Raw genomic sequence first — 12083 nt, 5'->3', positions numbered from 1 at the left:
AATTGGCGTTTAGAAGAAGGCGGCATATTCGAAGTCCAGTCCTGTTGTCCTTGCTTGCGTAACCATACCAGCACAGTTGATCTTCCTTGAATACCATATTTTGCCTGAGCTTGTTTATAAGTAATTTGCCCTTTTTCTACTTCATGTACAACCATCATTTTAAAGGCAAAGCTATAATCACCTTGTGTACGTTTAACTCTTTGTTCTCGTTCATGTTCCATAAAATAAGCCTCTTAAAGGTGTAAACTTATTTCAGGACGGGACACACCCATCATATAAAAAGCCCATCAAATGAGATGGGCTTTTTTAGCAAGGACAAATACTTACTTCATGCTTGCAAAAACTTCTTTCGCTGCTTGTAGGGTAAATTCAATATCTTCATCAGAATGGGCAGCTGAAATAAAGCCAGCTTCAAATGCAGATGGTGCAAGGTTCACACCACGGTCTAACATGCCATGGAAGAACTTACGGAATGCATCGATATCACACTTTAACATCGAGTCGAAGCTAGTAATGTCTTCTTGATCGGTAAAGTACAAACCAAACATACCGCCTACTTGTTGCGTTTTAAAAGCAATACCCGCTTCATCAGCCGCGGCTTGTAAACCCACAAGCAGTTTTTCTAGCTGCGCTGTCAATTTTTCATAAAAACCATCTTGGCGCAGGTGTTTAAACATCTCAATCCCTGCACGCATTGCAAGTGGATTCCCCGACAGTGTTCCAGCTTGGTAAACTTTACCCAGTGGAGCAATACACTCCATCACTTCTCGTTTCCCACCAAAAGCACCAACGGGTAAGCCTGCACCAATAATTTTACCCAAGGTGGTTAAATCAGGAGTCACACCATAGTGAGCTTGTGCACCACCCAATCCAACACGGAAACCAGTCATCACTTCATCAATGATAAAAACAGAACCATGTTCATCACATACATCACGAATCGCTTGTAAGAAGCCTTCGATTGGTTTGACTAGGTTCATGTTTCCTGCCACAGGCTCCACAATCACGCCTGCAATCTCTGAACCAAACTTAGCAAAGCACTCTTTTAAAGTAGCAATATCGTTATATGGAAGAGTAAGCGTGTGTTTAGCAAAGTCGGCAGGAACACCAGCTGAAGTCGCTTCACCTTCGCCGCTGGTTAACAAACCTGAACCTGCTTTTACTAGCAGTGAGTCTGAATGACCGTGGTAACAGCCTTCAAATTTTACAATCTTGTCGCGACCTGTATAACCACGTGCAAGACGAATGGCGGTCATGGTTGCTTCAGTGCCTGAGTTGGTCATACGAACCAGCTCAATTGACGGCATAATTTCGCAAATAATGTCGGCTAAAGTCGTTTCATGCACGGTAGGTGCACCGAAGCTTAAACCATCCACTGCAGCATTTTGAACGGCTTTAATAATTTCAGGATGAGCATGACCTAAAATCATTGGTCCCCATGAGCCCACATAGTCTACATAGCGCTTACCATCCACATCGTACAAGTATGCACCTTGCGCCTTTTCAATAAAGACAGGCGTTCCGCCTACGCTATTAAATGCACGTACAGGTGAGTTCACACCACCCGGAATATGTTTGCTTGCTTGTTTAAACAATTGTTCTTGCTTTGGAGATAAGCTCATGAAGTTACTCAACTCAAAAAATAAAAAAACATCTAAAAACGCTTAAGCTTTAGATGCAAATAAATCAGCCCACTGTTCTATACGATCAGGAATCGCAGACATTGATAGCCCTAATATATCACTAATCACCGCGCAAAGGTCGGCACCAGCATCGATCACCTCACTTGAATTTTCAACTGTTAAGCCGCCAATCGCACAAATCGGCACATTCAATTTGGCTTTGGCTTCCTTTAAAGTCTCTAAGCCAATATTGCCTGCTTCTGGCTTGGTCTCAGTTGCGTAAATTGCACCAAAAGCGACGTATGTTGCACCTTCAGCAATAGCTTTCTCTGCCAGCTCAATCGAGTTCAAACACGTACGACCAATCACCGCATCTTTTGGCAGAAGTGCGACAGCTTCGGCAACTTCACCATCACCTTGCCCTAAATGCACGCCAACACCGTATTTCACTGCCATTTCTAAGTCATCGTTGATCACAAAAGGAACACGATACTCAGCGCACATCGCTTTCATATACTCGACTTCGTAAGCCTGTTCTTCTTTGGGTACTTTTTTACGGCGATACTGCAAAATGGCAACTTCATGTGTTGCCATTGCACCTTCTAATTTAGCCAAAAGTAGCTCTAAAGGATCATCATTTGTAATTAAATATAAACCGCGCATTTAACTCTACCTTTGGGTTATGTCGTTCTATTATAAAGCTAAAGGCGACTAATGCTTTAATGAATTGGAACTGAAAATGCTTTGCTTTGCACAAAAATCCCACGACCAAGCTCAGGCTATATAAAAATACCTATTTTCAGTGATAGTCGCCCCACCGCTTTCGCAGTTTAATGGATACAGAAAGCAACAAGAATAAAATAAAAATAACAACTTTATAACAAGAATAAGAGACACGCAGCGATCTGATACGGCTTTTTAGCTTTTTAAACCAGTGATGTTGAAATAACATCATAAAAGCTAAAAAGCCGCATATTTTATTTAAAATCCGCATAAAAAAAGCCTAGAGAAGGTCGCTCTAGGCTTGGAAAACTAAAAGCACTTTGAAGTTCAAAGCACTTATATATTATTTGATGAAAATATAAACAACGATCTCATTATTAGAACATTCACTCATACTTTGCAACTGTTAATTTCAAGCTTTTCATAAAACTTTCATGATGAAGTCACAAAGTGCTTCACTAACTTGGAATTTTATCCAAGGCACGATCTTGTAAGCTTAAATTTCCTCGTAAAACATCGGAAAACATGCGCCAGTCAGAAATAAAACTATACAAAGGCTGTTTAAAACTGGCTGGCTTATTTTTTTCAAAAACAAAATGACCTACCCACGCACAGGCATATCCAGAGACTAAGCCGTATATAAAATAACGCGGCTTACGTTTAAGTATGGCTTTAGAGAAAAAGTACAGTCCAATTGAACTGCCCGCAACGTGTAGCCGACGACTCATGATGTTGCGGTGTTCTGTTAGATAAAAACGATAAAACTGGTGATAGTCCTTAATCGGCAATTGAAAATTTGGTTCAGCATCGTGTTCCTGTTTCGGTTCAACCTGAGTATTCATATGTCATCATCCTGATGGTTTTTTATCAACATAGCTGAAAATATGCAGTCAGGAAAGTACAATCGCCTCTGGCAGCATTTCCACTAAAAGCAGAATTGTTTTTTGATCAATCTCACACTGCAACTTTGTTTTATTGTGTCGTCAAGTCTTACATACTGTCTCTTTTTCGCTACAATCCAGTTGTCCATTGGTGTGCCTTTAGTGCACATAAAAACAAACTACAGATCATGCATCTAAATACATAAAGGCTTGGCACTGACCTAGCCCCTCAAATTAGGAATTTTTCATGGTTGAAATTGAATTAAAATTTCAGATTAGCGAAACACGACGTACCGCCCTTCTTAAAGCTTTAGATCCTAAAAAATCTGAAACGATTCAACTTCAAGCCAAGTATTTTGACACTCCTGATCGCCTCTTGGCCCAACACGGTGCTGCTTTGCGTCAGCGTCTTGAAGGTACTTGCTGGATTCAAACACTTAAAGCCGCAGGTAAAAGTCATTTACACCGTTTTGAACATAATCATAATTTGGGTGAGTTAGAGTCATCTCCTGAACTGGACTTAAGCATTTATGAAGCTATTCCAGAGGCTCAGCAAATTTTAACCCAAGCTTTAAGATCGGATGCGGCTGCGTTAAAGCTCACCTTTGAAACGGACATCCAACGTACATATCGCGTCATTGAGTTTGAAGACGCTGAAATTGAAGTCTGTTTGGATGTCGGAGTGGTTCGTGCATCTGGTCGAGAACAGACCATCCATGAGGTAGAGTTTGAACTCAAATCAGGCTCTGTTCAGTCACTTTTGGCTTTTAGTTTTGAATGGGTGAAGAAGTATCAACTGTGGTTAGATGTCCGCAGCAAAGCCGAAATGGGCAACCTACTGGCACTTGAGCAAACAGTGAGTCCAGCACGTTTTGAAAAAGAGTTTGTCTTATCGAAAAAAGAAAGTGCGGCACATAACCTGAGTTTGCTGATTGGTCAGCAAATGCTGCATTTACTGCCGAATATTGCCGCAATTTCAGCAGATGTTGCTGAGCAAAGCCATATTGATCAAGCACAAACCGCTTTAGAGCACTTACAACTAACCTTGGCTTTGTTTAAAGACTGGAATAGCAATATTTCTGATAAATGGGCGATGCAACTTGCCGCATTTAAGCACCAGTTTGATCATTTACAACATTTGCAGCATATGCAAAGTACCTTAGGCGCTTTTCTTCAGAATCCAACCACCACTGAAAATCTAGCCAAAGACATTTTATATGCTCAAGAAAAGCTTGGAAATTTAGTTAAATCGACGCAGAATGTGCATCATTATCTTGAGTTATTAACCTTTAGTTTAAGCTCACATGATCATGTGCAGAAGCAGGATTTAAAAACCTATGCGCACAATACCCTGCAAAACCAATATCGACAGCTACAGGAAAGCTTAAATGCTGCGGATATTAGTCACTTTGAAAGCTTAGATGTATTGGCGCAGAAAATTAAGGAATTGAAGTTTAGCTTTCCTATTTTAACGTCAATTTATGATGTGAAAAATTTGCAGAAATACAGTAAAGCGTTGAATGATGCCCAACAAGCTGCACATGAATATCAAATCTTGGCGACTTCAGCTGCATACATTCAACAGACCGAACTTGAAGCCAGTGATTGGTTTGTTTTGGGTTGGCTCACGGCAAAGCTTGAAGTTTATGCCGATAAACTTTTAGAAGCGACAGAACAGTTCTTAGTTAGCCGTAAATTCTTAAAATAACGCTCTGTATACCAAAGCAGTCATGTTAAATACATGACTGCTATCCATCCTTCACAAGGCCTGACAAGCCGCAAAACCACGATAGAAGATCGTGGTTGGTCGCTTCAAACTACTAATTTATCTATGACAAAGCGGTCTATTATCAAAACAATACAGGCTTTATATTCCTTTTTATTCTTAAAAAGTAAGCCTATACATTCCTACTCAATGTAGATTTATTATCACTTCGATGCAACCATCTGTACTTATTAACTCTGCATATTTCTAACCATCATCTTCATTTTTAAAGTGACATCTAGCACACTATTTCTGCTCTTTTAGCTTATACCTATTCAAATCTGGACTTTTTTTGCTCAATTTAGCATATTGTAAAACCTAGGTTGTCATGAGTCATGTGCTATGCAAGAGATTGAGTTTAAGTTTCAAGTTCCAGTTAAGAAGCGTAAGGCATTGCAAAAAGCTTTTACACTGCTCAAGGCTGAGCCGATTTATTTAGCAGCCCAATACTTTGATACAGCGGATCAAACACTTGCTAAGCATTGCATCGCGATTCGACGTCGACAGGAAAATGATGAATGGAAACAAACCTTCAAAGCAGTGGATACCGCAAAAGTATTGAGTCGCTTGGAACTTGAATTTGATATAGCACCACCTGAAACGACTACACTCGACTTAGATAACTATAAAGATTATTCCGCTATCTACAAAAAATTAAAACGCGCTTTGGGGCTTCCACTTCCAACCCTTGAATTGCTCTTTGAAACCAACATCCAACGTTTACGCGTTTTGCAGGATGTTGGAAGCAGTACAGTTGAAATTGCTCTCGATATTGGCAAAATTTTTGAAGAACAAAACAGTGTTGATATTTTCGAGATCGAATTTGAATTAAAACAAGGATCAACAGAGGATTTGATCGCATTTATACAACCTTGGATTCAAAAATACCAACTGAGTCTCGACACACATAGCAAGTCAGACTATGGACTTCAGGCCGTTCGTCAGCAAAGTTGCTTTCCTGCGCAGTATCAAACACCTCTTGCACTGAACAGAAGTTCAAGCGAAGTTGAGGCTCTACGAAGCATACTGGCCAATTGCCTACAGCACTTACTTCCCAATGCCAGTTCAATTGCTCGACAGCAGTACTCCAGTGAGCATATACACCAAGCCCGCGTGGCAATTCGCCGCTTACGTAGCGCACTGAAAAGTTTTGCTGCATGGTCGGAGGACATTCAACCACAATGGAAAGCAGAACTCACCACTATTTTTCAAGCCTTAGGTGGAACACGCGACATCGATGCCTTAAATGAAGACCTACTCCCTCAACTGATTGAGGCTGGTTATCTATTAGACCATCTTGCACCAAGTACAGAAGCCATCTCTGATGTTTGCGCCCTATTCCAACGACCAGAAACGACGCAACTTTGGCTTGAATTAATTTTATTTACAGAGCAAGAACTAGATTCGCCTTCAAAAACCAAACTGAAAAAACATGCACTCAAAGTGATACAGGCTTTACACCATAAAATATGCGCACATGCCGAGCACTTTAGCCAGCTTGAAGATGAGGAAAAACACCGCATTCGTAAGCAAGTCAAACAACTGCGTTATAGCATTGAGTTTGTGGCATCTTTACTCGATGCAAAAGCTTTAAAAATCTATTTGAAAAAACTCAAAGCAGTTCAGGAAAACTTAGGGCACTATAATGATTTAGTGGTTGCAGACGCTTTATTTCAACAAGCCCCTGAACCAGAAGCCGCTTATAGTTTTGCCACAGGCTGGATTGCTGCGGAAAAAAAAAGAATGCTGAAATTGGTTGAACAACAGCTGATGCTGTTCAGTCAAACCAAAAAGCTGAAATAGTCTTTTAAATTAAAATATAGATCAGCAGCGAAAAGCTCTTCTATAAGTGAATTTCCTGCCGACACTTAAGTTAACGATACTTTCCGTACACCTTCCACGTATTGTTATCTGCTAAGGGGTCGTTATAGCTATCACTGCGCTGCTTACGTGGTTTGTTTCGTGCATCGACCAGTTCAAAGTGTGCTTCGGTACTTAACACGATACCATTTACATAAAATCGGGTACGGGTATATTCACTCTGCCCATGCTGAAACACATAGGTTCTGAGGTCAATAAATTCCCTATGCGCAACCAAGGCAGCGTTATCATCGCTGTCCAACCAAGCGCGCATGGCTTGGACTTGCTCTGGCTCAAACTGCCCACATTTTTCGATTAAGCTTGCAATACCGCGAAAACTTTTAGATTCTTTGGCGCGGGTTTTATTAATCCGAATACGATCGACGTGAAAATAAAACAGCGGTAAATTCAAATGGCTGGGCAAATGAATTGCATCCAACACCTCTTCTTCCATAAAGGGTTGGAACAAGTCTTGCGCCCGCTCAATTAAACCCGTCCACTGGCGGTAGTAGTCCTCAACCTCTGCTTTCGTTCCGTAATAGATCGGTAAGCCTTCAACATTGGCTAAATTTTGTGGCGGCCAAATGTTTTGACGCAATAATGCAATATCACTTTTTAAACTTTGTACAGCAATCGCGTCTTGCATGGATATTCTCTATTTTATCGCTTAGGCTATTTTTAGATTAAGGCAAAGGTTTAGTTTCTGCAAGGCTTTGCCTATAATGCAGTCTGAGTTATTTATGTATTTTAGGACAAGTTCATGGTTCAGAAGATTGAAGCAACAGATGTAACCGAAGAAGAAGCGTTGAATGCTGCTTTTTTTGAACGTGCAGATGAATTTATTAAGCAAGCCAACGATTTTTGTCGCACTGAAAAAGGTTCACAAGTGAAACCTGCTGAAATACGTGGCCAAGTGAGTGCTGCGATGTTGTTTGGTACAGCCCGTTTTAACACGTGGGTGGCAGCCAACAACTTTAAAGATGGCGATGAAATGCGTGATGCCAAAGAGCAAGTGATGTCTTATATTTTGCAGCAGTTCCAAATGATGCTTGAAGACAACTATGACGAATACTGTGAACAGTTTGAGAACTACCTTCGTTTCCGTCATAACGAAGAATTTCATGCCAACAAGCATGACCACAAACACGATCACTGATCAATCCAAGCCTGCTTCGTGCAGGCTTTTTTCATTTCGTCGTATTTGAAACGAAATACAATGTTGCAACACCTCAATTTACAGTAAGGTAATCGCTAAGGAATACGACTTAGGGAAGAACATGCAACATTTGGACTTTGCACTCATCGATTCACACATCCATCAATGGAACCCCTATAACACGCCACATGCAGCGGCTTTGGCAGTTAAATTATTGGGCAAGCATCCTAAGCTTTTGGACAAAATGGTTCGTTTGGTGAAACCTAAAGACCTGATTGAAACCATCGGTCTAACCCGTCATATTACACATCCGTATTTGCCCCAAGACTATAAACGCGATACTGGCCCATACACAGTCGAACAAGTGGTACATGTCGAAGCCAGTTGGCATCACAGCAAAGGCAAAGGTGTGGTTGAGGAAACTCAATTTATTGAGTCTTTAGCTTTTGGAGCCGATACGGTCAAATTGGGTGGCATTGTCGCAACAGCTGACCCACGTGATCGTAACTTTAAAAAGATCCTAAAATTACACCATAAAGCTTCACCACACTTTCGTGGTATTCGTAAAATGGCGTCTTTTCATGAAGACAAAGCAATCCATGCGTGGACAGATGAGCCACAGTTATATCGCAATAAAAAATTTCTCAAAGGTTTCGAAGTACTGTCCCAATACAACTTGAGTTTTGATGCTTGGGTTTATTCCACACAGCTTGAAGATGTGTTTTATCTGGCCAAGCAGTTCCCTGAAACTTCCATTGTGCTAGACCATTTGGGTACACCCGCAGGTTTATTTGGTCCAATTGGTGCAAATACAGGGATGACACAGACGGCACGGGAAAATATTCTCTTTCGTTGGAAGGACGACTTAGCTGAGCTTGCAAGCTGTCCAAACGTCTATACCAAAATGTCGGGGCTTTTCATGCCTGTATTAGGACATCGTTTTCATAAAGAAGACCGACTGGCGTCCAAACAAGAAGTCTTTGACCTTGCGCATCCCTTGATTACACATGCCCTCGCCTGTTTTGGAACCTATCGGGTGATGTTTGCCTCTAACTTTCCTATGGATTCGGTCAGTACATCGTTGGTGAATATTATCGATGCCTTTAGTGATGTCGTCGCAGCCTATGACCCTGATGCTTTAGAGCGCGTATTCCATCACAATGCCAAACAGTTTTATCGGCTTTAATTGAAAAAATAAGAAAAGTATTTTATAAAACCTATGATACAAAGAACCCCTCAAAATTGAGGGGTTCTTTTTAGATGGGAGCTAAAATCTTTACTTTTTCAAGGCTGGTTGCACTTTGCCGTATTGGTCAGCCATTACTTCAACCAACTGATCCAGCTTAATATACTTCTGAATCACCGCATCAACATCGGCTTTACTAATTTTTGCCAATGCTAAATCACGCTGTTCACGATCCAGTAAAGTACGATTACACTTCATTTGAGGAATCAACATGCGATGGATATTGCGACTATCTTCAAGTGCAGTCACACGTTTTTTCAAAATATCGGCCTTGGCAGCTTCCACTTCCTGTTCAGTAACGCCTTTTGCCAGTAACTCATTCAACACTTTATAGACCGCCTGAGACACTTGAGCCGATTTGCCTGCGCTATAGTTTGCATCAATCGTCAGCGCTCCTGACTCCGTCCAGTCATCCAACGAAATGCTGCTGCCAAAACCATAGACCAAGGCATTCTTTTCACGTAGCTCTTGCGCCAAACGAGATGATAACTGCGACTCACCTAAGATGTGCTCAAGTACCTGTAAAGCAGGTGCATCTGGGTGGTATGTGCCTACAGGGAACGTCATAATGCTCTGATAGCTACCAAACTCACGCTGCTCTGACAGTGCATGTACACGCTGCGCTTTATATGCAGTAAAGTCAGAAGTAATCCGCTGATAAGGCGCTGCCGAATTCCAGTTTGCAAAAGCCTGATTTAAAGTCTTTTTCATCTTTTTCGTATCAATCACGCCCGTTACCGAAATTTGTGCATGATTCATTGCGAAAAACTGCTGATACAACTGTTTAACCTGAGCTTGTGTTGCGGCCTGATACTGCTTCTTGACATATTCAGGCTCGAAGTGATGTCGAATATCCCCAATTGGATAAGTTTCAAGTAAACGCGCAATGGTTAAAGCCGCTACAGTTTCAGGTTCAGTATAGGGTCGGTCTAGACTTGCTAAGCTTTGTGACTTAATCAAATCAAACTGGCTTTGTTCAAAGGTTGGATTTTTAAGTACATCGATCACGAAGTTAAAAAATTCATCAAACTTTTCTTTCTTCGCCACGATTGAAATATTAATCCCATTGCCATTACTTGCTGCACTTGCACCTCCACCCGCATCGATCGAATGATCGGCAATATCTTGCAAGCTATATTGAGTTGAAGCTCTGAGCAGTAAATAAGAAGTCAGGTCTAATAACTCTGCTTTATTAAACAAACTTTCTGCAGTACCAAAATCAATCGAAATGGTGACATAAGTCTTATCATCACGCGTGGTACTTGGGTACAGCGCATATTGCATCCCATTTTTTAACTTGCCACGCTGAATTTGTTTTTCAGCACTTTCTAGATATTGCTTTGAGCTTTTTACATATCCAGCCACTTCCGCCTTATACGCACTGACATCTTTCAATGGTTCTTCAGCAACGTCTTGTTGGTCTAAAGTTTTTGCTGGGGTCGCTGCTGCCGCTTGTTCAAGTGCTTTTTTCTGATCTTCTGGGGTCGGTAAAATAGTGCCTGAAATACGATGCTCGGGTACTAAAAAGTCATCTAAACGTTGGTTTACATCAGTAACGCTGAGCTGTTGTAACTGTTGCTGATCTTTAAAGTATTGTGTCCAATCACCATTGGCAGAAACCACATAGTCACTGAGCATGCCTCCGACCGCCGTTGCGCTGCTGAACATGCTTTCTTGGGCATTTTTAATCATGCTCTTCACACGGTTGAGCTCAACCTCGTTGAAGCTTGGTGTTTTTTCTACTCCATTAACCAAAGCCGACTCGACTTGTTTCACATCATGGTTGGGGGCATAAACTGCGCCCATAAACACCATATTGAAATCTTGGTCTAACCATGTGGTCGACTGAACAGCTGTCGCCGTTCCCGTTTCTACAATGCTTTGGTACAAATGTCCACTGGGTTGCATGGTGTATAAATACGGTGACACCGCCAGCGCAGTCTTAATGTTCTCATTTTTACCATTCAGGTAAATATTATATTTGGCTAAGTTACTGCCTTTTTTCACCACAAACTGGCGATCTTTAATCTTACTGGCATCTAAGACAGGTACTTTGACTTTCGCAGGCACAGCACGCGCTTTAATCGCACTAAACTTTTCATCTATCTGCTTCAGTACAGCAGCTTGATCAAACTTACCCGAAATGACAAACACCGCATTATTCGGTGCATACCAGTCACGATAAAACTTATTCAGTTCAGCCATTTTGATGGACTGTAACTCGTTTAGATCACCAATTGGTAAGCGCCCTAAATATTGATTGCCATAAGCGGACTTCCACATCTGATCCATGAGCACTGAAAAAGGCTGATCCATACGGACTTCGCGCTCGCGTTTTACAATCGCGATCTCAGACGGTACATATTTTTCTTGGAGCACCAAACCGTCCATACGCTCTGCTTCAAGATGAATCAGCTCATTAATCGCATTTTGTTCAGGACGAACTACATTAATATATTTGGTTGAATAATAGTCCGTGCTGGCATTATTCATTAAACCGTATTGATCTAAACGGCGTTGAAACTCGTCCCCTGGAACATTTTTAGTCCCCTTGAACGCTAAGTGTTCCAGTAGGTGCGCTAAACCGCCCTTACCTTTGGGATCGTTCAATGAACCAGTCAAATAGACCATATTCATATACACTTTATTTTCTTTATCGTTTGGCGCAAGAATAATACGTAAACCGTTATCTAATTTATATTCTTCAATTTTCTGTTCCGATTTTACCAATACGGGTTGTGCCCATACTGTGCCCCCAAAGCCAAGTAGCAATACCGACAAACTCAATGTTTTAAAACGCATTAACATTATTTTTCCAAATAATTCGACA

9 protein-coding genes and 1 pseudogene are annotated in these 12083 nt (G+C 41.2%); 4 read left to right on the top strand and 6 right to left on the bottom strand.

Annotated elements, in window-relative coordinates:
• From ACY3FQ_RS07040 to ACY3FQ_RS07025, 4 genes and pseudogenes are all read right to left on the bottom strand, one after another.
• Window positions 1-221 (bottom strand): annotated as a pseudogene (locus ACY3FQ_RS07040) (IS3 family transposase); the annotation flags it as partial.
• Window positions 222-323: 102 nt separating this feature from the next.
• A complete protein-coding gene (hemL, locus tag ACY3FQ_RS07035; RefSeq protein WP_004696756.1) occupies window positions 324-1622 on the bottom strand; it encodes a glutamate-1-semialdehyde 2,1-aminomutase in 1299 nt (432 codons plus the stop codon).
• 42 nt (window positions 1623-1664) lie between these two features.
• Window positions 1665-2285: a thiamine phosphate synthase gene (gene thiE, locus ACY3FQ_RS07030; RefSeq protein ID WP_489773758.1), complete on the bottom strand. Its 621-nt coding sequence runs from the start codon at window positions 2283-2285 to the stop codon at window positions 1665-1667.
• A 518-nt stretch (window positions 2286-2803) separates the two neighbouring features.
• Window positions 2804-3187 carry an Mpo1-like protein gene (locus tag ACY3FQ_RS07025; protein WP_159127441.1) on the bottom strand — a complete coding sequence of 128 codons (384 nt, stop codon included), beginning with the start codon at window positions 3185-3187 and terminating at the stop codon, window positions 2804-2806.
• A 286-nt stretch (window positions 3188-3473) separates the two neighbouring features.
• Between ACY3FQ_RS07025 and ACY3FQ_RS07020 the strand changes: the two genes are divergently transcribed.
• Entirely contained in the window at window positions 3474-4934 is a 1461-nt protein-coding gene (locus ACY3FQ_RS07020) for a CYTH domain-containing protein (protein ID WP_489773757.1), read from the top strand.
• 399 nt (window positions 4935-5333) lie between these two features.
• Entirely contained in the window at window positions 5334-6794 is a 1461-nt protein-coding gene (locus tag ACY3FQ_RS07015; RefSeq protein WP_489773756.1) for a CYTH and CHAD domain-containing protein, read from the top strand.
• 70 nt (window positions 6795-6864) lie between these two features.
• Here the strand turns inward: ACY3FQ_RS07015 and ACY3FQ_RS07010 are convergent, their stop codons facing one another.
• Entirely contained in the window at window positions 6865-7497 is a 633-nt protein-coding gene (locus tag ACY3FQ_RS07010) for a hypothetical protein (protein ID WP_489773755.1), read from the bottom strand.
• Between the two features lie 114 nt (window positions 7498-7611).
• On the opposite strand from ACY3FQ_RS07010, the gene ACY3FQ_RS07005 reads away from it, so the two are divergent.
• Both ACY3FQ_RS07005 and ACY3FQ_RS07000 read left to right on the top strand, forming a co-directional pair.
• Window positions 7612-8007 (top strand): DUF3144 domain-containing protein, encoded by a 396-nt coding sequence (locus ACY3FQ_RS07005; RefSeq protein WP_004696747.1) that lies wholly within the window; start codon window positions 7612-7614, stop codon window positions 8005-8007.
• A gap of 121 nt (window positions 8008-8128) precedes the next feature.
• Window positions 8129-9193 carry an amidohydrolase family protein gene (locus ACY3FQ_RS07000; protein WP_489773754.1) on the top strand — a complete coding sequence of 355 codons (1065 nt, stop codon included), beginning with the start codon at window positions 8129-8131 and terminating at the stop codon, window positions 9191-9193.
• A gap of 90 nt (window positions 9194-9283) precedes the next feature.
• Here ACY3FQ_RS07000 and ACY3FQ_RS06995 read toward each other — a convergent pair whose 3' ends face one another.
• Window positions 9284-12061: a M16 family metallopeptidase gene (locus ACY3FQ_RS06995; protein WP_489773753.1), complete on the bottom strand. Its 2778-nt coding sequence runs from the start codon at window positions 12059-12061 to the stop codon at window positions 9284-9286.
• Window positions 12062-12083: the final 22 nt, after the last annotated feature.

This window comes from Acinetobacter sp. AB03 (assembly GCF_058107045.1).
This window is presented reverse-complemented; position numbering and strand designations above follow the sequence as displayed.